The organism is Shewanella sp. VB17, from assembly GCF_013248905.1.
Lineage (GTDB): Bacteria > Pseudomonadota > Gammaproteobacteria > Enterobacterales > Shewanellaceae > Shewanella.
This window is the reverse complement of the sequence record NZ_JABRVS010000001.1, coordinates 327,423-349,695: the sequence shown is the minus strand read 5'-3', so window position 1 is coordinate 349,695 and position 22,273 is coordinate 327,423. Positions and strand designations below refer to the sequence as shown.

19 protein-coding genes are annotated in these 22,273 nt (G+C 41.8%); 9 read left to right on the top strand and 10 right to left on the bottom strand.

The window, feature by feature from the left end; genetic code table 11:
* The first annotated feature begins 7 nt into the window (after nt 1–7).
* Complete coding sequence (gene pstB, locus HQQ94_RS01510; protein WP_173292776.1) at nt 8–757, top strand: phosphate ABC transporter ATP-binding protein PstB; 750 nt, start codon at nt 8–10, stop codon at nt 755–757.
* A 71-nt stretch (nt 758–828) separates the two neighbouring features.
* On the opposite strand, the gene HQQ94_RS01505 is transcribed toward pstB, so the two are convergent.
* The gene (locus HQQ94_RS01505; RefSeq protein WP_309247227.1) at nt 829–2,085 is read right to left on the bottom strand and encodes an aromatic ring-hydroxylating dioxygenase subunit alpha; all 1,257 of its coding nucleotides are present in this window, start codon (nt 2,083–2,085) and stop codon (nt 829–831) included.
* 472 nt (nt 2,086–2,557) lie between these two features.
* On the opposite strand from HQQ94_RS01505, the gene HQQ94_RS01500 reads away from it, so the two are divergent.
* Nucleotides 2,558–3,595, top strand: a complete 1,038-nt coding sequence (locus tag HQQ94_RS01500) for a GlxA family transcriptional regulator (RefSeq protein ID WP_173292775.1) — start codon at nt 2,558–2,560, stop codon at nt 3,593–3,595.
* Between the two features lie 53 nt (nt 3,596–3,648).
* Here the strand turns inward: HQQ94_RS01500 and HQQ94_RS01495 are convergent, their stop codons facing one another.
* The 6 genes from HQQ94_RS01495 to HQQ94_RS01470 all read right to left on the bottom strand — a co-directional run bounded on the left by HQQ94_RS01495 (nt 3,649) and on the right by HQQ94_RS01470 (nt 11,449).
* Nucleotides 3,649–4,431 (bottom strand): electron transfer flavoprotein subunit beta, encoded by a 783-nt coding sequence (locus HQQ94_RS01495; RefSeq protein ID WP_173292774.1) that lies wholly within the window; start codon nt 4,429–4,431, stop codon nt 3,649–3,651.
* Nucleotides 4,418–5,704 (bottom strand): electron transfer flavoprotein subunit alpha/FixB family protein, encoded by a 1,287-nt coding sequence (locus HQQ94_RS01490; protein WP_173292773.1) that lies wholly within the window; start codon nt 5,702–5,704, stop codon nt 4,418–4,420. Before HQQ94_RS01490 ends, HQQ94_RS01495 begins: the two co-directional genes overlap by 14 nt.
* 1 nt (nt 5,705) lies before the next feature.
* A complete protein-coding gene (locus HQQ94_RS01485; RefSeq protein WP_302051835.1) occupies nt 5,706–7,751 on the bottom strand; it encodes a (Fe-S)-binding protein in 2,046 nt (681 codons plus the stop codon).
* Entirely contained in the window at nt 7,751–9,811 is a 2,061-nt protein-coding gene (locus tag HQQ94_RS01480; RefSeq protein ID WP_173292772.1) for an NADH:flavin oxidoreductase, read from the bottom strand. The genes HQQ94_RS01485 and HQQ94_RS01480 overlap by 1 nt, the downstream gene beginning before the upstream one ends.
* 111 nt (nt 9,812–9,922) lie before the next feature.
* Nucleotides 9,923–10,459 (bottom strand): DUF5943 domain-containing protein, encoded by a 537-nt coding sequence (locus tag HQQ94_RS01475; RefSeq protein WP_173292771.1) that lies wholly within the window; start codon nt 10,457–10,459, stop codon nt 9,923–9,925.
* Between the two features lie 9 nt (nt 10,460–10,468).
* On the bottom strand, nt 10,469–11,449 hold the full coding sequence (locus tag HQQ94_RS01470) for a dipeptidase (protein ID WP_173292770.1): 981 nt from the start codon (nt 11,447–11,449) through the stop codon (nt 10,469–10,471).
* 472 nt (nt 11,450–11,921) lie between these two features.
* Between HQQ94_RS01470 and HQQ94_RS01465 the strand changes: the two genes are divergently transcribed.
* Entirely contained in the window at nt 11,922–12,170 is a 249-nt protein-coding gene (locus HQQ94_RS01465) for a DUF4282 domain-containing protein (protein WP_173292769.1), read from the top strand.
* 62 nt (nt 12,171–12,232) lie between these two features.
* On the opposite strand, the gene HQQ94_RS01460 is transcribed toward HQQ94_RS01465, so the two are convergent.
* From HQQ94_RS01460 to ubiG, 3 genes are all read right to left on the bottom strand, one after another.
* Nucleotides 12,233–12,517, bottom strand: a complete 285-nt coding sequence (locus HQQ94_RS01460) for a type VI secretion system PAAR protein (RefSeq protein WP_173292768.1) — start codon at nt 12,515–12,517, stop codon at nt 12,233–12,235.
* Nucleotides 12,518–12,692: 175 nt separating this feature from the next.
* Nucleotides 12,693–14,849, bottom strand: coding sequence for a DUF6531 domain-containing protein (locus tag HQQ94_RS01455; RefSeq protein ID WP_173292767.1), 2,157 nt, complete (start codon nt 14,847–14,849; stop codon nt 12,693–12,695).
* A 42-nt stretch (nt 14,850–14,891) separates the two neighbouring features.
* Nucleotides 14,892–15,665: a bifunctional 2-polyprenyl-6-hydroxyphenol methylase/3-demethylubiquinol 3-O-methyltransferase UbiG gene (ubiG, locus tag HQQ94_RS01450; RefSeq protein WP_173292766.1), complete on the bottom strand. Its 774-nt coding sequence runs from the start codon at nt 15,663–15,665 to the stop codon at nt 14,892–14,894.
* A 198-nt stretch (nt 15,666–15,863) separates the two neighbouring features.
* Here ubiG and HQQ94_RS01445 point away from each other — a divergent pair, with 198 nt between their 5' ends.
* From HQQ94_RS01445 to HQQ94_RS01420, 6 genes are all read left to right on the top strand, one after another.
* Nucleotides 15,864–16,784: an isopenicillin N synthase family oxygenase gene (locus tag HQQ94_RS01445; RefSeq protein WP_173292765.1), complete on the top strand. Its 921-nt coding sequence runs from the start codon at nt 15,864–15,866 to the stop codon at nt 16,782–16,784.
* On the top strand, nt 16,781–17,500 hold the full coding sequence (locus tag HQQ94_RS01440; protein ID WP_173292764.1) for an SDR family oxidoreductase: 720 nt from the start codon (nt 16,781–16,783) through the stop codon (nt 17,498–17,500). The genes HQQ94_RS01445 and HQQ94_RS01440 overlap by 4 nt, the downstream gene beginning before the upstream one ends.
* A gap of 1,374 nt (nt 17,501–18,874) precedes the next feature.
* Nucleotides 18,875–19,213, top strand: coding sequence for a hypothetical protein (locus tag HQQ94_RS01435; RefSeq protein ID WP_173292763.1), 339 nt, complete (start codon nt 18,875–18,877; stop codon nt 19,211–19,213).
* A gap of 452 nt (nt 19,214–19,665) precedes the next feature.
* Complete coding sequence (locus HQQ94_RS01430) at nt 19,666–20,097, top strand: DUF417 family protein (protein WP_217273976.1); 432 nt, start codon at nt 19,666–19,668, stop codon at nt 20,095–20,097.
* 39 nt (nt 20,098–20,136) lie between these two features.
* On the top strand, nt 20,137–21,126 hold the full coding sequence (locus tag HQQ94_RS01425) for a catalase family peroxidase (RefSeq protein ID WP_173292761.1): 990 nt from the start codon (nt 20,137–20,139) through the stop codon (nt 21,124–21,126).
* 133 nt (nt 21,127–21,259) lie between these two features.
* Nucleotides 21,260–22,105, top strand: a complete 846-nt coding sequence (locus tag HQQ94_RS01420; RefSeq protein WP_173292760.1) for a hypothetical protein — start codon at nt 21,260–21,262, stop codon at nt 22,103–22,105.
* Nucleotides 22,106–22,273 lie beyond the last annotated feature (168 nt).

Here is a 22,273-nt window from a genome sequence, read left to right as displayed (position 1 = left end):
AGATAGCATGAATAAACTTGAAGTAAATAACCTAAATCTATTCTATGGTGAGACCCATGCGCTAAAAAATATCTCACTCAACATTCCTGCTCGCAAGGTCACAGCATTAATTGGTCCATCTGGATGCGGTAAATCTACCCTCATTAGAACATTGAATAGAATGAACGATTTGATCAGTGGCGTAAAAATTACTGGTGATGTTAAATTTGAAGGTGAAGACATTTATAATGATGTTGATGTAAAACAATTAAGAATGCGAGTCGGCATGGTATTTCAAAAGCCGAATCCATTCCCTATGAGTATCTTTGAAAATGTTGCTTTTGGCCTTAAAGCTCAGGGAATTAAAGATAGAAAACAATTAGACTCAGTAGTCGAAGAATCGCTGCGTGGTGCAGCACTTTGGGACGAAGTCAAACAACGCTTAGATACTCCAGCTTTCGGTCTATCAGGTGGTCAACAACAAAGATTATGTATTGCCCGCGCTATCGCAATGCAGCCTGAAGTGATCTTGATGGATGAACCGACCAGTGCACTCGATCCTATTGCCACCCACAAGATAGAAGATTTACTGGACGAGCTAAGAAAGAAGTTTACGATTGTGATTGTCACTCACTCCATGAATCAAGCTAAACGTATCTCGGATAAAACAGCCTTCTTTTGGATGGGCGAACTCGTCGAATATGGTGAAACGAGTCAAGTATTCAATCACCCCAAAGATAAGCGAACACAAGGCTATGTAAATGGAGAGTTTGGTTAATTAATCCTGTTTAATTGCGCTGCAAAGTGCAGCGCTTAATTTGAAAACTATTTTTGAATCAAACAATAGAATCAAATACTAAGGTGATTCTGTAATGTCTCAGCATACCAATCAACAAAATTAATCACGCCAAATTCAAATGTCTTTGAATAAGGGCCAGGTGTATAAGCTTGTGAGTTAACCCCTAATTGATTGTTTTCACCTAAAATACGGTCTTGATCATTAGTAGCGTCCCATACTTTTCTCAAATTTACTGGGTCATAATCCACGCCTTCTGCCGCATCCTTATGTACTAACCACTTAGTCACCACTTTGGTCAACTGTGGGCCTAAAGGGATCACTTGAAACGCAATGATATGATCACCAAGAGCATGACTCCAAGAATTCGGCAGATGTAAAATCCTCATAGAGCCTAGATCAGGGCTCTTAATTCTCCCCAGTAATTTTTTACAAGCGACCTTGCCATCCATTGTCATCGAATGTACTCCCATTTTTAGGGGCATACGCACAATCCGATTCCGATTCCCATAGGCACTCTTATGCTCATAGGGAATGTTATCCTCATGCCACAATAGCTGCTTTTCGGCAACCAATGCTTTAAATTCTTCACTGGCTCTGGGATCATGGGTATCATCCCACTCCAACAAAGAACCCAGTAATTCAGGGTGAGAAGCATCACAATGGTAACATTCGCGATTATTTTCAATCACCAGTTTCCAATTGGCTTCTTCTATCATTACACTTTCAACCGCCACTTTGGCATTTTCCAAATCATAAGGCTCAAGATAATGCGCCATATCCACCAAAAAATCATCAATCGGGGGAGGAGCTGAAGAAGCCAATGAAATATAGATATACCCACCTGCCGTTCGACAGTGTACTGGTTTAAGAGAAAATTTAGTTTTGTCAAAATCAATGCCCATTTCTTGACCGGCATAGATTAACTGACCGTCTGTATTGTAAGTCCATTGATGGTAGGGACAGACCAATTTTGCGACCTTACCTCTATGTTCCAAACAAATTTTAGAACCACGATGACGGCAGGTATTGTGGTGAGCATAAACGGTGTCGTCATCTCCTCGAACAATGATAATGCCATTGTCACCGATATCTAGCGTTAAATAATTTCCCTTTTTAGGGATTTCACACGTTAAACCAGCAAACAGCCATTGTTGAGAAAAGATCCCCTCCATGTCTATATCAAACAGGTCTTGGTCATTATAAAATGCTTGCTCAAGTGAATAATCAGGTGTCCGCTGCGCCAGCATATCAAGAACCACTTCTCTATCAATTGGCCGCCTATTGCGTCCTTTTATTCTCGTCGCCACTATCTTAACTCTCCATCACACATGTTATTGAGTGTCATCAACAGGAAAAATTATCTCCTAACATCTACAACAATATTTTGATAAAAAAATCACATTATTTTACAGCGATATTGCCTTATTTAAAGTAGAAATAGTTACGTATAAACGACCTAATACTGGTAACTATACGACCTATATTAAAGTAAGTTTATGAGACCTTAATTCACATACATGAACTAAAAAAGTCTATTTCATGTCGAGATTAAATAATCCTAGATAAAATTACCACATAGAAAACACTATTTATCTTTACAAAATAGCAACCGTGCGGTAAATAAGAAAGAGTCAAACAACTATGGAGTTATATGCATTAATTATAATTAGTTAACACCAAAAAAAAGACTGCTTACTTGTTGATGCAAACAATCTCCCTCGATGTATTGCAACATAAAATAAGCTTAGTATTGTCTATTCTAAATAGAAGGTTACCCTAATGACCTCAAAGAACTGTAACTTAACTCAACTCCCCATGACAGTTGGTTTTTTTCTCAGTAAAAATTTCACCATGATAGCGCTTGCCTCTGCCATTGAAGTGCTGAGAATGGCAAATCAACTTACCGGTGAAAAACTCTATAAATGGATCACTATCAGCGAAACAGGAGAACCGACTTACGCCAGTGATTCACTGCAAGTCCATGTTGAACAGTCCATAAGTAAACATCAGGAACTCGATTTACTCATCATCTGCGGTGGCATCAACGTCAAACAAAACAGCCACCCTAAAATTTTAAATTGGCTATGTCACCTAGACAGAAATAATGTTCAACTTGGCGGTATCTGTACTGGCAGTTATATGCTCGCAAAAGCAGGCTTGCTAGAAGGACAATCTTGTTCCATTCACTGGGAATATTTAGCCGGTATCCAAGAGGAATTTCCAAGGGTCATGGCCAGTAACAAACTATTTACCATATCAGCCAACCGGATGACCAGCTCAGGTGGCACAGCCCCTATGGATATGATGCTTAACTTAGTGACCAAACAACATGGGCATCAACTAAGCTCTGCTATTTCAGAAATGTTTATCTGTGATCGTATACGTAACAGTGAGGATATTCAAAAGGTGCCGATTAAAACGCTAATAGGCACTTCTCAACCCAAGTTACTGGAAATTGTTGCCCTAATGGAAGCGAATTTGGAGGAAATAATTTGCATGGACGATATGGCTAGCTATGTTAATTTATCACGTCGACAACTAGAGCGATTATTTAAAAAATACCTTATGTGCTCACCCTCTCGTTATTATCTAAATTTGAGAATTATTCGTGCCAAACAGTTATTAAAACACACCAACCTATCTATCATCGAAATTTCCATTGCTTGTGGGTTTGTGTCTAATCCACATTTTAGTAAATGTTATCGAGATTATTTTGGCATACCACCGCGAGAAGAGCGTTTAGGAATGAGTTCAATCAGCGAACACGAAGTTGGGCCTTCAATCAACGAACCCACCTTCGCATCAATCTCTATTTAATCAATAACTAATATATAAAAACACCCTGTAGATAATCCAATATTCGCAGGGGTTTACTTTTTAAATACACCTTCTTGCTGCAATAAGGTTAATATCTCCCTTGCTGCAACGTCAGGCGGCACATTGGTTAATACTTTCCCTCCCTTAGTATCTGATGCTACTGTCGCCGCTTTAAGTCGCTCCATCGCCGTTTTGGCTTTCACGACTTTAAGCCGTTTAGGCCGCTTTTTAGCATTGATAATATCCCACGACTCCAACGCCTCATCCAAAGTAGAAACAGCCTCTATCACCTCTATAACACCATCTCTAGCCAATAAAAAGGCAACTTGTCGCGGTGTGGCTGCCGCATCACCTACTGAGGCAATGAAAGGCAAAGAGACCTTAAGCCGACTTCTTTGTCCCCCAGGTAGTCCCTGTAAAACTTCTGCAATACCTGCTGTAACAGAGACGATTTCAGCCACATTAGGCACTATGCTCCAACCCAACTGCTCAGCCAGCATATACCCGCTCATTCCCGATGATTCTCCGACTTCAGCTCTAGCGCCCATTAAGATAATATCCACTTCCTGTGACTCTATATGATCCACTAGCGCGGGCAACACATCCGCCTTCTCACACTGAGAAACCACATACAAACGACTAATCCCCATCCCTAAGTAATCTCTTAATGCTGGATTGTACGGATCTCCTCCATGCACCACACGCAGGCTTGAATCGGGTATACCCAGCGCCATCTCAACCGCTTTAGCATCCTGCTCCGCGCGTTTTGGTCTTCTAGAAACATGATGTTGTCCAGCAGAAACTAATGCCATCAATCGATAATTATCCCGCTTCATCCAACACCTCATTTTGTTGTAGCTCAGGTAACGCTAATAACGCAGACATCACCTCACTGCTGTCACCCACGACACTCAGCGCGGCACGCTTCATCATGTCACAGCTAATATCGGTATTAATGGCGATCACCTTGTCACATTGAGCAATTCCTTGTAGATGCTGCACCGCACCAGAGATGCCAACCGCAATGTAAACTCGAGCATTAACCCAAGTACCACTCGCCCCCACCTGAGTATTGCGAGGCATAAAGCCATCATCCACCGCCACTCGACTGGCGCCTTCAGTTGCCCCAAGCCGAGTTGCTGTAAGATGAAATAGCGGCCAATCTTCCACACCGTTTCCCCCCGATAAAATAAATTCAGCTTCAGCTAAGGGGATTGAGGCAGGATCAACAGCAACAGCACCAAGATCCAGAATTTTAGGTTGAATATCAGGTTCGTACTCCAGCGAAACCCTTATTGCTTCGTGACTCGTTTCGCTGACAGCATCAGCACATTCAGGTTCTAGCAACATCACTTTACTGCGGGTATGGCAATAGAATTCACTCAAGCCGGCTGCTGCCCGACACAACACTCCTGATCCTTGGAGACCAATAACGCCTACTGCTGGACGAATTTGTTGACGCGCCGCATAACGACGACCGAGATCGCCACCACCATGCACACCATTGGCAAACAACACATAATCAGGCTGATATTGCTGCGTCACTGACACTAATGCCGCCAATCTCAGCTCCGGACTAAACCCCCTATATTCCAAACCGCCATCTTCAGCGCTCCCAAGATGCAATAACCTGTCTACCCCCATGAAACCTAATTCTTGCGGTGTCTGTTTGAGTTCACCAAAAGCTACTGCCAATACAGCCCCCACAGTAGTATCAGCGGTCCTGTTCTCATTGGCGAGCAACTGGGCTAATCCCAACATATCCAGATCATGACTGCTAACTCGGCCACCGATAAGATCAAGTACAGCCACCACATAAAAATCTGGCTTTATCACGCTGTGCACAAGCCGCTGGTCGAGATCTATTGCAGCAGTATGTCGTTCACGATGACTGCTGTGGGCTTGTCCTTTAACTAAACGATCAATGCGTTTAATGCCATTAGGCCCGATGCTGCCAAGCCGATGCAAACTTCGGCGCAATAATCCTGTTGGCCCCATACCAATAACGCCTATTCCATTCAACTCAGGTAAAGCCAACACGTATTGTGGATGCAAGCGATTACGCTGTATCTGCGCTAATCTTGGGTCACGACGAATAATCTGACTCATTTTATTCGACTCCCTCAGCATGAGGTTCAACTTGAACGGTTAAGGGGAGAACATTAGCCCTACTTGATATTATGTTCCTCTCTGTCGCCTTAAAAGGAGCAGAGTACAGCGCATCAGTCATAGACTCACTTGGTAACGCCTCCACCAAGATTTCGGCTATATCTTTTACCTGAGGTCGAGGCTCAACCACCCCTTCAAGCATCAAACTGCATTGTGGACACGCCACCGCAACCACATCCGCCTGCGTTGCTTTTATATCCTGCATCCTCATATCGGGGATCCTCTGCTCACCAGGAACATCAGTGATCGGCGCTCCGCCACCGCCGCCGCAACAACGAGAGCGAAAACCAGAACGTTCCATTTCTCGTACTTCTATCCCCATTTGTCGTAGTAAAAAACGCGGTGCTTCATACCCTTGGTTATAGCGTCCCAAATAGCAGGGATCGTGATAAGTCATTGTTTGAGAAGTTAAAGGTTTTAATACCAACTCACCATTAGCCACTAATTCAGCAAACAGCTGAGTGTGATGCAAAACCTCAAACTGGCCACCAAAATCACCATACTCATTTTTTAACACATGAAATGAGTGAGGATCAGCAGTGACAATCCGCTTAAAATGATACTTTTTCAATGTGTTAATATTGGTGTTAGCCAAACGCTGAAAAGTCGCCTCGTCACCCAATCGACGAGCCAAATCCCCACAATCCACTTCCTCATTACCCAATACAGCAAAATCAACCTTAGCCCGACGTAATAGAGTCACTACCGCTTTCAGCGTTCTCTGGTTACGCATATCAAAGGCACCATCACCAATCCAAAATAGTACATCCGCCTGCTTAACCTCTTGCATCAAGGGAAGTTGCTGATCAACCCCCCAATGATTCCTTTGCTGTGGCGGCATACCATTTGGGTTGTCGGTCATAATAAGGTTTTCGAGTACTTCTCTCCCTTTGCCCGGCGTTTCGCCTCGTTCCAAAGTCAAATGGCGACGCATATCAACAACCGCATCCACATGTTCAATCATCATGGGACACTCCTCAACACAGGCTCGGCAGGTGGTACAGGCCCATAAGGTGTCTGGATCCAACAAACCTTGGAAAATCGGTTTGTGAGCGCCGCCATCAGCAAACTGCTCTGCTTTTCCTGGGTGAGGGCTACCAGCATAGGATTCAGTTGTACCACCAGCCATGCCAACAACCATATCCTGAATAAGCTTTTTAGGGTTCAACGGTTGTCCGGAGGCAAATGCAGGACACACTTTTTCACAGCGACCGCACTGTACGCAAGCATCAAACCCCAGCAGCTGATTCCATTTAAAATCTGCCACCTTAGCCACGCCAAGTGTTGATGCTGACAAATCTAAAGCTTTAAGACCCGTCGACTGACCACCGTCAAAACGCTCAGTTCTGCGGTGAAATGCTAAATGAAGTGCGCCAGCAAAGGCATGCTTCATCGGCCCTCCCCAAGCCATGCCGAAAAATAGCTCACCAACTCCAATAGTCACACCAACCAACAAGACCACCAACAGTAACCATGATCCTAGCCCTTCAGGGGTAAAATCACTGCCCAGTAATGTGATAACAAAAAATGAACTGGAAAATGCAAGCAAGCTTATAGGCAATCGCATCCAAGGGCCGCGAGATAAATTAGCCGCAGGCTTAATGCGACGCTTCGCCACAAACCAGGCACCACCAAACATGATTGTGGTGGTAAGCAATAAGGCCCCCTGTAAAATGAGACTGTCGACCCCAAGTAAATATTGCAGCGCTAATTGCAACACTAAAAGCAGTACTGATGCCACAAACCCACCAGCAGTCGCCACATGAGTGTTAGAAATATACTTATCTCGCCCCACCACATGATGTAAATCCACCAAATAACGGCGCGGAATACTCAATAATCCTCGAAAAAAAGCCACATCCTGTGCTTGCCCCTGACGCCATAAACTCATTCGGCGAACCGCACCCATAATCATGAGTACCAACACCAGTGCGAGCAAAACCAACAGCAAACTATCCAGCTCCATGGTGATCGTCTTAGTTGCCATTAGAAATCCTTACATAAACGCAAGGCATCATAGATAGCCGCATGGGTGTTACGTTGGGCAACACAATCCCCAATGCGAAATAACAGATATCCAGCCGCAACGCCTTCTAAACAAGGTTGCGGTTTGGCGTCATACAAAGCCTGAATATCCATCTGTCCCTTATTGACCGAATCGGCTTTGAGCTGATAGTACAAGCCTTCATTGGGGCTAATACCATTTTCAACCACGATTTGGTCAACCACTCGCTCCTCTTTCTGACCGGTATATTCATTTTCCAGCACTGCCACTAACTTATCGCCCTCGCGATAAACCTCCTCCAGCATAAAATCCGGAGTCATCACCACCTCTTGCTTATACAAATTACGATAATAAGTCGGGAAAGAGGTTCCCCCAACCGCAGCGCCGGGTTTAATGTCATCAGTGACCATTTCAACCAGCGAGCCTTTCGCTGATAAATAATCAGCCACAGACATACCACTGAATTCACAAATAGTGTCATAAACCAACACATTTTTACCCGGCTCTACTGCGCCTGTTAATATGTCCCAACTGCTAACCACCATCTCCTCATCTGCATGCCATTTAGGGTTTTGCTGTAAAAAGGGAGTGCCACCCACAGCCAAAATAACCACATCAGGTTGCAAAGCAAAAATAGCAGCAGCATCAGCCTGAGTATTCAGCTTAATATCCACCCCTAATCGGTTTAGCTCAAGTACAAACCAACGAGTAATACCGGCGATTTGATCTCGTTGTGGCGCCTTAGATGCAATCGTTATCTGGCCGCCCAATTCAGCTGCTTGCTCTATTAATGTCACTTGATGGCCACGCTCTGCGCATACTCGAGCCGCCTCCAATCCAGCCGGGCCACCGCCTATTACAACCACCCTACGGATCACCCCTGTCGTTTTATTTATCCGATGAGGCATGGTGCTTTCTCGCGACGTGGCCGCATTTTGAATACACAGCACATCCAACCCTTGATACTGACGGTCAATGCAGTAATTTGCTCCCACACACTGGCGTATTTGATCGAGTTGGCCGAGTTTGATTTTGGCGATTAAATGGGGGTCTGCAATGTGTGCTCGGGTCATGCCGACAAAGTCTACATACCCAGCTTCTAAAATGCGCTGAGCCTGATTAGGATCCTTAATATTTTGAGCATGAATCACCGGCACACTAACCACCTGCTTAATCCCAGCAGCCAAATGCAAGAAAGGCTCAGGCGGATAACTCATGTTGGGGATCACATTTGCCAGGGTATTATGGGTATCACAACCAGAGCCCACGACACCAAAGAAATCCAATAGACCAGTTTGGTCATAATAAGCAGCAATGTCTTTCATATCATCTTGTGATAATCCATCAGGATGGAACTCATCGCCACAGATCCGTAGGCCAACAGCAAAGTCTCGCCCTACTTCAGCGCGAACCGCCTCAAGTACCCGTATACCAAAGCGCATCCGATTCTCGAAACTTCCGCCCCATTGATCTACCCGTTTATTCACCCTTGGGCTCCAAAACTGATCAATCAGATGTTGGTGCACAGCCGATAACTCTATGCCGTCAAGTCCGCCCTCTTTCGCCCGTCTAGCAGCCTGAGCATAATCATTAATGATACGTTCTATTTCTTCATCTTCAATGGTTTTACAGGTTGCTCTATGTACCGGCTCACGAATACCACTTGGACTCACCAAAGTAGACCAATTCCCCCCATCCCAACGAGAGCGTCGCCCCATATGCGTAATTTGGATCATGATATGACTGCCGTGTTTATGTACAGCATTTGCCAGATTTTGAAAATGAGGGATGATTTTGTCAGTCGAAAGATTGACTGACTGCCACCAACCCTGGGGGCTATCAATGGAAACTACACTGGAACCACCGCAAATAGACAGGCCGATCCCACCTTTGGATTTTTCTTCGTAATACTTGATGTAACGTTCTGTTGTCATGCCATCTTCTGTGGCATATACCTCAGCATGGGCAGTACTCACCACCCGATTACGGATGGTTAATTGGTTAATTTCCAAGGGTTGAAATAATGCATCAAACTGTCCCATGACCACTCCTGACTCTTGTTTACGATGCAGTTAGCCTACAACGGATACTCTTAAAGATATGATTGAAAAAGTGGCCCACAGATCCGCAAGCTCACCCTGATAAAATATGGCTTACGTTGCGAGAGGGAAAACGTCAAAAATGCCATAATCTACGCCAGATTCTGCGGCGCTTTGGGTCTGCTCAGCATAGCTTTTAATCTGATAACCCTGACTTGCAGCAATCTGATCCATGGCACCGGCAAACCAGCCAGTAAACATATAATCGACCTTACGATTCACCTTGCCGTATTGATACACAAAAGCAGAATGATCTAAACGTACTCTGGCCTGCCCATTCTCTATATCCAGCGACTCAATATGGAATAAACCCCACCCTCTTTGTGATAAGCGTTTCATATAATGAATAAACACCTCATCACCTTTAATGCCATGAATTTCAGCCTCTTTCTCACACCAATGGTAAGCAGATTTGTAACCGGCTTTATACAAGATTTGCGCGTATTTTTCTGGCCCTAATTCAGCTTCTATCGCCATGTGATTATTGACAAAAAAATGCCGTGGCACATACAACATCGGCAAAGCATCGGTCACCCACACTCCGGTTTCATCATTGACTTGAATTGGCATTTCTGGTGCATGTACTGACATAACAGACTCCTATTCGCCCCACACTTGTTTTAAGACATTAACCCAGTTTTCACCCATCACTTTTTGTACCTTACGTTCGCTCCACCCTTTATTGAGTAAAGCTTGAGTCAAGTTGGGAAACTCACCCACAGTGCGTATACCTGCGGGGTTGACTATCTTGCCAAAGCGGGTCAAACGGCGTGCATACCCTTTGTCGTGAGTCAGCCATTCAAAAAAAGATTGATCATGGCCCTGGGTAAAATCAGTGCCAATTCCCACCTGATCTTCACCTGCAATATTGACGATATAATCGATGGCCTCAACATAATCTTCTATGGTCGAGTCGATGCCATTTTTTAAGAAAGGAGCAAACATGGTGACACCGATAAATCCCCCGTGATCGGCGATAAACTTAAGTTCTTGATCAGATTTATTACGCGGGTGATCTTTCAAACCTTGGGGTAAACAATGTGAATAACACACCGGCTTTTTCGAGGCTAAAATGACTTCTTCTGATGTTTTGCTGCCCACATGAGACAAATCACACATCATGCCAACGCGATTCATCTCAGTCACCACTTCGTGACCAAATCCCGATAGGCCACCATCACGCTCATAACAACCTGTGCCGACCAAGTTTTGCGTGTTATAAGCCATTTGGGCAATGCCGACACCCAATTTTTTGAAAATTTCCACATACCCTATCTGATCTTCAAAAGCATTAGCATTTTGAAAACCCAAAATGATGCCGGTCCGCCCTTCCTGTTTTGCGGCGAGAATATCAGCAGTGGTATAAACAGGGCGGATAATATCTGAGTTCTCAGTAAAAAATTGATTAAACTCAACGATGTTATCCATAGTGGCCTGAAAACCTTCCCACACAGACACAGTGCAATTAGCAGCAGTCAAACCGCCCCGGGCCATATCTTCAAATAGCTCCCTTTCCCATTTAGCGATAATCAAACCATCAATAATGATGGAGTTTTGATGTAAGCTTTTAGCGTCGGACATACAACCCTCTCCCTATGTGCACTTAAGTGTCGTGCAATCGGTGAAATCACCTTAATTAGCTAGATTGTAGCTTTTCAAATTGCGTCAAAACGCCTCAAAAACGACAGATAGAGCGGTAATGCCGCCACTTCAGGTTAGCTCACAGAGGGCAGGAGTCGCTTAGGGGATGTTGAGCCATTCCATTAAAGAAGCTGACGCCCTAGAAGAAAGATCAATGAAGGTCGCTTTAACACATCGCGAACAGGTAGATCTTGCGTGTGGTAAGACTTAAGTTTACTATTGCCAAAAATATCGGTCGTGACTAACTATGATGTTAATCGGTACGAACAATTATCGTTTTGTTTATATCGTCAGGATACACACACGACTGCATAAGATCTTCGGTTTCCGAAGTGTGATCGTCAGGTTTTTACAACTCCGCTAACCTAACGTTAAATTCTATTGGAGTTATTGATAATAAAAGGACTTACCTTTGAAAGATGTTTTTTTCTTTGACAAAATGTTAACCCCTAAAATAATCACTTTTGTCTATTGGTTAATGTTACTAGGATGTTTGATTTCAGGTCTGGTCACCATGTTTACAGGGTATGGGAGCGGTTTTTTTAGTGGCTTAGCTGTCATTATAGGCGGGGCTATTGGATCACGAATGTGGTGTGAGTTACTCATTGTTTTATTTAAAATTCATGACAATTTACAAAATATAGCGAATAAGTCTGAATAATAAAAATAAGGAAGGGAGGATAAGCTCCCTTCCAAATAGCAGTCATTGACTCTCCATTGTCACTAGCCAATATTGACCGTACCACCACCCGTTACCGTACCGCCACAATCAATCGCATCACCACTGCGAGCAACTGGCTTGCCATCAGCAAATACAGAGCCTGAGCCTGCAGCTATTTTTCGAGGATGAGGCGGATGATTAGGTTTAGCATGAAGCATCAAGGGATCTCCTTGCCTCGCTAACCCTATCCCATCTGCTTTCACTGACGATGACGCTCCTATAACCGCTGTAGGAGGAAATCCCTCATGATCACTGCCCGTATCTCCCAATTTGACTGCATTACCCATTTCGATCCTTTAAACGTTAATGTTGCAAAAAAATAATCAAAAATATCGATAGCAGCCATGATGCTACTAAATGCCTTGATAGTAAGACTGACCACTAATTGTCTAATATTAAACCTCGCAACGCAATCCCTCAAACTGGACAGCAAAAATGAGCTTGATGTTTTACCTGACTAATTCAAGGCTCATGAGCCTGATAAAAAGACTCTATAGCAAGTTTACCCTGACTGATAAGCGATAGTTTTTTTTGCATCAAAGCGTAGTGATTAATCACACGCTTGCCTAATTCAATACCTTCATTCACCGATAGAGACACATGAGATTCGCCCATCTGATGTATTATTGGCAAATGCTGATCTTTATATAGCAAGCTATCCTGGCTGCAATGATATCTCCTCACACTGCCTGACTCATTGCAATCAAATTCATTATAGTCACCCGCATCAAGATCAAAATAAGTGTTACTACTGACACGGGCATCTTGGTCGCGACTCTGAGACTGAATTAACTGCCCAGCCAAGTTATAATAAAAATATCGACTGCTGCCATCGGCGGCAGTTTGACTCTTAATCCGTCCAGCTGCATCATAAGTAAACTCGATAGTACTGCCATCATAAGGCAACTCAGTAACAACTTGTCCGTTGCTATTATATTGGTAACACCACACTTGCTGCTGGTGATTAATCACAGCTTCGAGTTGGCATTCTCCATTATAACGATATAACGTATTTTCACCTTGAGGATTGACGCTTTGTTGCAGCAGATTAAATGTGCCATATTGATACTGCCATTGCTGGCCTAATCGGTCAGTATAACGGGTTATATTACCTTCAATATCATATTCATAATAACAACGATCACCCTCTTCATCTGTCACAGCGTGTGGGGACGGCCAACTTGTTTGATAATGCCATCTGGTGATGTTAAGTTGAGCTGAATGACGGGTTTGTGATGTAACCCGCCCCAAATTGTCATATTTAAACACCAGCTTTTCCCCACAAGGAAGTAATATGCCACTTAATAGCCCTGAATGCTGATACTGATAACCCGTCTGTTCACCTTGTGGCGTAATGATCCAAGCCAGTTGCCCTAAGACAGTGTATTGATAAAACCACTGTTGTACATCTTGTAATACATTAGGGGCTAACACACGCGTAAGCTTGCCTACCTTGTTATATTCATACTGCCAACATGCACCATGTTTATTTTTAAAATTCAAAAGCCTGCCAAAATCATCGTACTCGTATTGTACCTTGCTTCCGTCGGCTGCTAACATATATGCCACTTGCCCCCAAACGGTATAACTAATTTTCCTGCTCTCACCCAGGCCGTTGGTATGTGTTATCAGCTGATTATGACGCCATTGATTGCGCAACTCTTCACCATTAGGTAACACAATACAAATAATATTATTACGTTCATCACGATAATATTGGCTAATCCCCCCAATAGCATCCTTGTAATACACCACTCTTGCTGCATCATCAAAACGTATTTGACCACAAAACCGACCTGCTGCACCTCTTGATTTGATGGCACGACCCAGCTCATCATAGTCATATTCAGCCCAACTATGACTTAAATCAGACCAACGTAATAAATAGCCTTGTTCATTGTATTGATAATCAACACTACAGCCTGGTCCCGCACGGCTATGAAGCATCTGCCCCAAGCTGTCATACTCATAACACGCTAGGACATGTATAGGCTTGAGGTAGCGATTAACTAAAGTCATCTTCTCGATACGGCGATGATGATAATCCACCAGGATCTGCTGCCCATTAGCTAATAAAACCTTGACTAAACAACCACCCTCATATACAAAATGAATATGATTTCCTTTACCATCCGAGATTTTACTCAGTAATAAACGATAACCCACAGGCTCAGCAAAATGGTACTCCCGTTCATCAACGTGCCGCATAATAAGTCGCTGGCCACATCGCATTAAGCACCACTGTGGTAAATGTGCAGCAAAACTTCTCTCTCCCTCTTTAGGTAACAGATAAAGTGCTTGTGAATATTGCTCATCAATAAACCGAGCTTGCGTGCCTTCAAGCAACAAAGTGACATCCCAATTAGTACGCCAACGTGTGCCTAACATGCCCACCATCATCAAACCTGATGAATGGTAAAAACGTTTAAACGCCAACTCAAGACGGCCTTCAAGAGTAAAATCTGTACGCCTGTCGAGTACAAAACCTGTAGCCATATCAATACCCTGACCTTGAGTAAAGCGTCCTTCTGCTCCAGAAAAATGTTGGTTTCCTCGAGAAAAACAAGCGTTAATATTGCTCACACTCTCAGGATTTTGACACATAAAGTCACGACTCATTATCTCTTTCTCTAGGGTATGTTTATCTTTCGAGCTTAAATTTTATTTTAGCTTCTTAGCATAAAGCATATAGTTAACGTCGGTGCTATTGGCTATTTTCCATTGTTTTTTTAAGAGGTTGAATTGTATTCCTTGTGAACCTATGGTCTGTAAACCTTGCTTAGCTATCATTGCTGATAATTCCTCAGGTTTAATAAAATAGCGCCACTCATGAGTCCCTATAGGGAGGTATTTCATGACATATTCTGCACCAAGTATCGCGATGATATACGATTTAATAGTGCGATTAAGGGTGGCCATTATCAATAAACCGCCTGGTTTTAGCTTTTCACAACAGATGTTGAGTAAACCTTGTTGATCCGCTACATGTTCTATCACCTCTGTATTGAGAACAATATCATACAAAGTGTGTTCATTTTTATCTGTAAGATCGCTGGCTAAACAATGAATATAATTGATTGATAGTTCATTATTCTTAGCACTTTGCTTGGCTATTAATATATTGTGTTCACTGGGATCTATTGCGGTCACGTCAGCACCACATTCAGCTAAAGGTTCGCATAAGAGTCCTGCGCCACAGCCAATATCGAGTAATGCCAACCCTTCAAGGCAGAGTTTACGATTAATATCGCGATTGAAATGTTGCGCTAACATTGTTTTTATCGCGACTAATCGAGCTTGGTTAAAGGTTAAAACATGTTTGAATTTTCCATTGGGATCGCGCCACTCTTTGGCTAAAGCATTAAATTTATTAACCTCTGTAACAGTATTAATACTGGTCTTGTTAATCGAAGTGAGTTTACTTCTGTTTAGCACTATATATCCTCATTAGAATCATTATTCTTGTGTTTATTAATGGTAATTATTATAACTATACAATTGTTTTTTATCATTATATTAACAGAATGTCCGTTTCTTAAGGACAATATTCAAAGTATAGTGAGGGCTTGAAACTAGTACAAATACTAAAGTAGTATATATTGTTTAATACATGCACATGTTGGACTCCATTTAATGTTACCTATCGTCGATTTAACTAAGTTAGCTGATCCTAATGAATGTGCCCGCTTACAGCGATCGCTTATGGAATGTGGATTTTTCTTCATTACTGGTCATGGCATTGATACTGAAAAAGTGTTTACTATTTCAAAGCAATTCTTTTTGTTATCTGAAGCTGAAAAAAATGACATATCAATGGATAATTCTCGTCATTTTAGAGGCTATAGTCATATAGGTAGCGAGGTGACTGATAAACAGGTTGATGTGAGAGAACAATTTGATGTTGGCTCTGAAGATATCGCTGTCACGGTTAATGAAGCTACGCAGTGGCAAGGATTGATAGGGCCTAATCAATGGCCAAAAACCTTACCTGACATGCAACCTGTATTGACAGAATTCGCTCATAAAGCCCAAAGCATAGCGCTCGAAGTCATTAAGGGGCTCGCCAAGGCTTTATCAATATCAGAACAAGGTATGCTACATATTTATGGCGATAAACCTCATCAACATATGAAATTGATCCGTTATCCTGATGGAGCGCAACAGCAAGGTGTGGGTGCACATAAAGACGAAGGGCTGCTGACACTACTCTTGCAAGATAATGTCGGTGGCTTACAGGTCAAAATGGATAATCAATGGCAAGATGTACCGACCATACCAGGTACCATTGTCGTTAATGTGGGTGAATTACTTGAAATGTTCACCGCTGGCGAGCTACAAGCGACAGAACACAGAGTTCAAATAAAGGCCAATGAACGTTACTCCGCTGCCTTTTTTCTTGGGGGAACATTAAATCAAATCGTTGAACCCACTGGTAACGCCGATGAAAATTTCTATCGTTCATTTAAAAGTTTTCATATCGGTGAAAATTATTTTAAGGGGCGATTGCGATCGCACCCAAATGTGGCAAATAAATTCTACAAGGATATAAAATGAAAAAATTAGCTGTTATCACAGGCGCCAGTAGCGGTTTCGGTGCAGCCATTGCTAAACGTCTTAGTGCGCAAGGCTACCCATTACTGCTGTTAGCAAGAAGACTTGATGCCATGGAAGCATTGGCGTTACCCAATACTTTATGCAGAGCAGTTGATGTATGTGATGCGATAGGTTTTGAGCAAGCCGTTCAAGAGGCAGAATCTGAGTATGGCGCTGTCGATTGCTTGATTAATAATGCCGGTGTCATGCTCTTATCTGAGCTCGATGTTCAAGATCCCAAAGAATGGCAAACCATGATAGATGTTAATATCAGTGGTGTATTAAATGGCATGAAGGTGGTCATGGCGGGAATGAAACAGCGACGCTGTGGCACTATCGTTAATATTTCAAGTTTAGCGGGCCAAAAAAGTTATGAATTTCACGCCGCATATTGCGCCACTAAATATGCCGTTCACGGTCTTACCGAAGCGACACGATGGGAATTGGCACCGCATAATGTCAGGGTCATTGAAATCTCACCAGGGGCGGCAGAAACAGAATTAATTTCTCATATCAGTGTGCCTGAAGTATTAGAAGATTACCAAAACTGGAAAGCCTCAATTGGTGGGGTGATTTCAGCTGACGATGTTGCTGCAGCGATAGAGTTTGCAATCACATTACCGCAATCAGTATGTGTACGTGACTTAAAAATTGCTCCCACCAAACAGCAAAATTAATGACACCATAAAGAGCGTTAAAGATGTAATCCTTGATAGGGACCATGGATAATCTGGGTACTGACTTCATTGGAGTCAGTATTTTCTTCTAATGTGGTTTAGCTTGAACGATGAAGTAGTGTCATCCCGTGAACTTATTGTATGACTTCAGCAACGCTGTTGATAAAGCAAAGTAGGGTATTTTTCATTGTGCTAAGCAGTAGCATTGTTATGTTTTCGATAACCGAGCCTACAAAGTGTTTACTTCATTAGTTTCATCTAACCACCTATTTATTCTAACTAAGGCTGTAGTTTGATCTTTGACTGATTGATGATGTCAAAGCCCTTCACGTTAAATCCCACTACTGCTTTACAACAGCTACCAAGGAAACCGCATTCATGGTGTATTTACGAATAGTTTACTTGATGGTTGGGCTTACTCCTACAAAATCCAATTTTTCGCCTGCATGGGATTTACCTGCACAGTTGATGGTAATGGCTGTAACTATCAACTCATGAGGTGGAGAGATTTCAACCCGTTATCTTACCTAGATTATTTTAGGTTTGCTTATGGCTTTTTCTTAGGGCTAATGGTTTGAAATCTCTACGGGGGGATTACGGGAGTTCTTGTGTCAACAGGTTGTATTAGTTACCAATCTTACTCAATCTGACTAAATTGTTTATTATAACAAAACAATAATTAGCGATTGTTTACCCATCTCAAAGAAACCTTCAAGCCAACCTCCCACGTACCGTGAGTTAGCTCATGTTAGTGCACACATGGATCATGTCTATCGCATAATAACTGGCTATTTTTATTGAAAAAGAGACTATTCTGTTCGAGCCTATTTAAGGGATTAGTCAAGAAATTAATCAAAGAGGAGTGATAGCAAAATGAGGGGGAGCGAACAAATGCGGGTGCCCCGCCTGTAACCCATTTATCAAATCTAGGCAAGCATACCTAAGCCACCTCAATATGCTAGTTTCAGAGCTTGTGTAGAATAGCTGAACAAAACAGGTGATTGAGGGAATGGCTACCTCCCTTGTCGATAGAACTAACACTGTACAGATGTTTTACACAAACCACCAAAGGGCAAAACAAGAAGTAACCTATTTCTGCGCTATGAAATATAGAATTACAACTGCATGAATGTAAAAGGTAGGGCGAAGCAGGATGCCAGATCCGAGAATAACTAGTCCAGTAATTTGCTAGATCTCAGCACACGCTTACCTGTTAAATATTCATATGGACTCAGATAGTCTAATGCTTTTCTGTGGTGTATATTAATCAAAAAATCGGCTTGCTTCGTTGAGGAAGCCATGCGATATAAAAATTGGGCGTAATGGCACAATTATTGAAAAGTTTCCTGGAGCATTATCAAAGGTCTCTAACGGATGATTAAACGTGATGTAGTAATGCCAATTGAGCTAATTCAAGAAATAGCTCAATTAGTACATAAAGAGAATTATTTTATTTTAAAAGAGGCTTTTCCAAGTCTTAAAATGAAAGGACCTATTTTCCTAAGTCAAGAAGAAGCAGAAGCTCTCATTGATTTAGCCGTTATTGAAAAGAAAAAGGCTCGGCTTAGATACCCATATTATGATGATGAACATCCTTTATATGATGAAAATCATGAAGATAGCTTTGATGATGTTCAAATGGGTATTTATGAAAAGACCATTTATTACGTGGAGTCAGCCTTCAAAAAAAATAATTTTAGGCATTTGCTATAAAGTATTTAAAAAGGCGCATCATAGCCAGCCATTTTTAATCGATAACGCACCTAGACTTTAGCGAGAATTAACGATAGCTGTCTATGACTATTAGATTAGCGATGACTATATGGAAAATGTAAGACCTGCACATACCTCACCGGAGGTGATAAGTCACAATGAAGGTAGATCCCCTTCAAACTCCGAAAGCGTCCACTAGCATTATGTTAATAAAAAACTATCTATCTAATTATTTTAAACGATTCCTATATACAGGAAGCAGCGGATACATAAAAGACAACGTGAAGAGAAGCTGTGATACCAAAGATAATACATTTAACACTATTACAACGTTAAATAAAACTCTATTCGCCTCATCACTCGATTAACCATTTTTTATGAAATATTTAGTCGATAATTTCTGTCTAATTTACTGATACTCAATGGGAGTAGCAACTATCGGAAAAAATAATATGAAAACAACAAATTTCAGTTATGTGTTTGGTGTACTAGGGGTATCTTTGTTGTTGCTATGGTTAGGAGTTTATAAGTTCACTGCTACCGAGGCAAAGTTGATTGAGCCGTTAATCGCCAATCATCCTTTGATGGACTGGCTCTATCAGTTTTTATCAGTGCAAACAGTGTCAAATCTGATCGGTTCCACTGAGATTATTGTTGGTGTAGGGCTATTGTTGGGATTAAAAAAAACCAAAGTCGCTTTAGTGTCAGGGCTGGCTGCTATGACTATTTTTTCGGTCACGCTTAGTTTTATGCTGACAACACCGGGTACGTGGAAAATTTCTGATGGAGTGCCAATCACCAATTTCTTCTTACTTAAAGACTTGGCCTTTCTTGCAATAGCCATGATGGTGGTTGAAACTAACAGGGTTATATTAAAGAGTTAATTGCCACCTTAATGGGAACTTTTTTATAAAGGAATTTTTATGCGTTCAAATAGATTATTTTGGCTTATTAAAACCAGTTTTTTGACGGTTTTTATACTGTCATCACCAGTACTTGCAATTGATAGAACGAGTGCAGAGCTGGTTGATGCCGTTAATGGCACACCGGATACTGTCAGCCGTGATGCGGGGAAAAAAATAAAACTACGTAATCATGCGAAAGGTTTTTGTACCTCAGGTACGTTTATTCCTAACCCTAAACTACAGCATACCTTAACGATCCCCTTTTTTAAGCAAGATGAGATCCCTGTGGTTGCTCGCTTTTCTTTAGGAGGTACTAATCCACACGCATCGGATAGAGGTGCAGGGCGTTTTATGTCACTAAAAATTGATGGACATAAAGAGAGCCTTAATTTTGTAACGACTAATTCTCCTGTTTTTTTTGCCAGTAATTTAGAGGAATTTTTTAACTTTCAAACTAAGGTAAAACAAGGGGCTGAAGGCAAGAAGTGGCTTATGGACAACCAACCTAATGCTAAAACATTTTTCAATTATATCAACACTCTACCACCGAGTGTTAGTTTTGCTAATAGTCGCTACTTTGGTGTCAATAGCTTCTTGTTCAGTGCAAACAATGGCCAGATAATGCCTGGCCGTTGGAGCTTTGAGCCTGTTGATGGCGAGATTTATCTTAGTCAAGCCAAGCTTGATAGCCTACCCAATGACTTTCTAAAAACAGAATTGTTAACTCGTATTAAACAAAAACCTGCAGAGTGGGATCTTTATATTCAATTGGCACAACCCAGTGACGAAATTAACGATCCGACAGTCTTGTGGCCTGAGAGTCGCCAACGTTTATTGGTTGGGCAGGTACGTATTGACGGCAAGCGAGATAATGAAACGGCGACGATACAATGTGATAGGGGGATTTTTAATCCTGTGCTATTGCCAAAGGGGATCGCTCCCTCTGCAGATCCTATCTTAAATGCACGGACTCCCGCTTACATTGAGTCGTTTATCAGACGCCAATAGCTAATTCACCTCCACCCCATAATGTGTGACTAATGAGGGTTTTATTGCCTCATTAGTGTGGTCTTGTGGTCAACTACCTATTATTGATATAGTTACTCACTTTACTGGCGATATTTATGCTACGAGGTTCATTATGCTTGAGCTTGCGCCTATTAATTTACATTTCAACAAAGATGTAAGAATAATATTAACAGATGCCCTTGTTCAGTATCATTTATTTGATAAAAATCTACCACTGGTTATCTCTTTTGCTCCTATGGATAGTGGGTTAAGTGACCAAAGCTTACAGGATGATACAGTTCAAGCTTTTGGTTTTAATTTCTTTAAAAAACAACAATTTAATGTAATTGCATTTGCTCACAAAGAAGATACATATTATCGTTCCGATAGTTTTGTTAGCTTTATTGCTTCTATTGGTAACGCTATCTCGATTTTTGATAACAAAATAGGTTATGGCATCAGTTTAGGTGGATTTGCTGTCGCGTTACATGCTAATTCATTAGGATTAGAGCGAGCTTTACTGCTTATGCCGCAAAGCAGTTATTCAAATAAAATAACTCCTTGGGAGAAAAAATCGACTAAGGCTTGCCAATTAGAGGATTGGAATAACAAGCATAATGATGCGGCTATTTGCCAAGTACCCTTGACTATTATTTATGATCCTTTGTGTTTGACTGATAAAAGGCACGTTGATAGATTTAAGTGTGAAGTGCAGCATGTCAGACTCTTTGGCGTTGGTCACCGCATTCCTAGAGCATTAAGACATTTAGGTATTTTAAGAAATATTGTGGTTAATTATATTAATAGCGGCTGTGTCACTCATGATTTTCATCAAAAAATAAGAGATAGAAGATTTTTAAGATATTACCTTAAAAATCAACTTAAGAATCCAACAAAGAAATCCTCTTTAAAAAGAAGATTGGTATTTTTAAGGCTGTTTGTAAAATTAAAGCTTAACAAATCTTTTATCGCCAAATAGCAGTAAATAAAAAACAATTAAACCCTACTTACCTTACAAAGGAGACAGTCAAGGCCAGCCATGTTTGTTAGTAAGGTTTAAATTCCCCCCCTTGCATCAACTCAACTCTCTGAACTGATTATCCTATTTTTTCTGGCAGCTAAGAGTTAAGAGCGGGTACAATGGGGC

Bases quoted from the DNA above. Each gene is read 5' to 3' on its own strand.
- pstB (WP_173292776.1), top strand. From the start codon at position 8: ATGAATAAACTTGAAGTAAATAACCTAAATCTATTCTATGGTGAGACC.
- HQQ94_RS01420 (WP_173292760.1), top strand. From the start codon at position 21,260: ATGCTTGAGCTTGCGCCTATTAATTTACATTTCAACAAAGATGTAAGA.
- HQQ94_RS01425 (WP_173292761.1), top strand. From the start codon at position 20,137: ATGCGTTCAAATAGATTATTTTGGCTTATTAAAACCAGTTTTTTGACG.
- HQQ94_RS01470 (WP_173292770.1), bottom strand. From the start codon at position 11,449: ATGTCCGACGCTAAAAGCTTACATCAAAACTCCATCATTATTGATGGT.
- HQQ94_RS01455 (WP_173292767.1), bottom strand. From the start codon at position 14,849: ATGAGTCGTGACTTTATGTGTCAAAATCCTGAGAGTGTGAGCAATATT.
- HQQ94_RS01490 (WP_173292773.1), bottom strand. From the start codon at position 5,704: ATGAGTCAGATTATTCGTCGTGACCCAAGATTAGCGCAGATACAGCGT.
- HQQ94_RS01485 (WP_302051835.1), bottom strand. From the start codon at position 7,751: ATGGCAACTAAGACGATCACCATGGAGCTGGATAGTTTGCTGTTGGTT.
- HQQ94_RS01480 (WP_173292772.1), bottom strand. From the start codon at position 9,811: ATGGGACAGTTTGATGCATTATTTCAACCCTTGGAAATTAACCAATTA.
- HQQ94_RS01475 (WP_173292771.1), bottom strand. From the start codon at position 10,459: ATGTCAGTACATGCACCAGAAATGCCAATTCAAGTCAATGATGAAACC.
- HQQ94_RS01445 (WP_173292765.1), top strand. From the start codon at position 15,864: ATGTTACCTATCGTCGATTTAACTAAGTTAGCTGATCCTAATGAATGT.
- HQQ94_RS01435 (WP_173292763.1), top strand. From the start codon at position 18,875: ATGATTAAACGTGATGTAGTAATGCCAATTGAGCTAATTCAAGAAATA.
- HQQ94_RS01460 (WP_173292768.1), bottom strand. From the start codon at position 12,517: ATGGGTAATGCAGTCAAATTGGGAGATACGGGCAGTGATCATGAGGGA.
- HQQ94_RS01430 (WP_217273976.1), top strand. From the start codon at position 19,666: ATGAAAACAACAAATTTCAGTTATGTGTTTGGTGTACTAGGGGTATCT.
- HQQ94_RS01495 (WP_173292774.1), bottom strand. From the start codon at position 4,431: ATGAAGCGGGATAATTATCGATTGATGGCATTAGTTTCTGCTGGACAA.
- HQQ94_RS01500 (WP_173292775.1), top strand. From the start codon at position 2,558: ATGACCTCAAAGAACTGTAACTTAACTCAACTCCCCATGACAGTTGGT.
- HQQ94_RS01440 (WP_173292764.1), top strand. From the start codon at position 16,781: ATGAAAAAATTAGCTGTTATCACAGGCGCCAGTAGCGGTTTCGGTGCA.